Below are 695 nucleotides of genomic sequence, written 5' to 3'. Positions count from 1 at the left end.
CGCATTCAGTCCACCCCGTGGCAATATCGGTCAACACCATCGTCTGCACAAAGCTGCCGGACGAAGATGTGCCGGAATGCGCCACGAAATCGACCTCGACGTAACCGGGCGGCGGATCATTCCAGTCCCCGAAGGTGCGCACCGGCACCGATCGGCGAACCGCCGAACTCATTCCTGCTCGCCGGCGCTGGCCGCCGCGAGCCACAACACGTACCTCCGCCAAAAGCCGATCTATCGTCGCCGGGCTCATTGTCAGCAGCTTGCCGCGGAGCGCGGCATCGAGCTCCAGCCGGCCATGCCGTTCAAGCGCTGGCAGCAAGACAGGTATCAACGGCCGCAGCCGTTTGGAACACAGCCGCTCCGATGCCTCCCACAACACCACGAGCGCTTCGCGAACATCGCCGCCATAGCGAAGGCTGTGCCTCTTGTTGCCAGGTATCTTCGACGCGCGTTGACGGAGCACTCGGATCGCATGCTTGCGATGATAACCGGTCACCGCGACGAACTCATCGAGGATGAGGCGCTTATCGCTTCGGCTCCCCGATCGATACCGCTCGACAATTGCTTCCACCAATTCCGACCGTGTCGCCATGCTGATCCGCCTTGCCATCCATCCTCCGAATCGGGATGACAACACCTGACCATCCCATTCGGAACAGCGACACTATTGGTAACATTTTGCTTGAGGCAATGCG

Annotated in this window: 1 pseudogene; it reads right to left on the bottom strand. The window is 60.9% G+C overall.

The features are described from left to right. Positions 1 to 610 (bottom strand): annotated as a pseudogene (locus tag NKI08_RS34590) (transposase); the annotation flags it as partial. Between the last annotated feature and the right edge of the window lie 85 nt (positions 611 to 695).

It is taken from the genome of Mesorhizobium sp. M0768 (assembly GCF_040320195.1).
GTDB lineage: Bacteria > Pseudomonadota > Alphaproteobacteria > Rhizobiales > Rhizobiaceae > Mesorhizobium.
The sequence above is the reverse complement of the archived record's forward strand: the minus strand, read 5'-3'. Positions and strand labels throughout refer to the sequence as shown.